The 348-nt window shown below is 42.8% G+C and carries 1 pseudogene; it reads left to right on the top strand.

The features are described from left to right. Positions 1 to 348, top strand: a pseudogene (locus CWB77_RS18220) (DNA mismatch repair protein MutS); the annotation flags it as partial.

Below are 348 nucleotides of genomic sequence, written 5' to 3'. Positions count from 1 at the left end.
ACTTGTGCGGTGTGTTAAATATCCCGCCACATTTTTAAGTAGTGATGGGGGGTGTTTTGCGGCAGTGTTTACCAGAGAACTTTATTAGTTGCGTATTTTAAGCCTAGGTGCCAGCGATGTGCTTGTTCAGCTAGAGGAGCGCGAACGTGAACGCCCGGGTATTAGAACACTTAATATTGGTTATAACAGAGTGCATGTCTTTTTTATTGAGGTGAGCCGCGCCAACTCGCACTTTGTGCCTTCAGATTATATTCGTAGTCAAACGTTAAAAAATAACGAACGTTATATAATTCCAGTACTTAAAGAACATGTAGATAAAGTCCTAGGCCGACAATCAGAAGCGCTGGC

Origin of the sequence: Pseudoalteromonas sp. S1610, assembly GCF_005887465.1 — a bacterium.
GTDB classification, from domain to species: Bacteria; Pseudomonadota; Gammaproteobacteria; order Enterobacterales; family Alteromonadaceae; genus Pseudoalteromonas; species Pseudoalteromonas undina.
The sequence above is the reverse complement of the archived record's forward strand: the minus strand, read 5'-3'. Positions and strand labels throughout refer to the sequence as shown.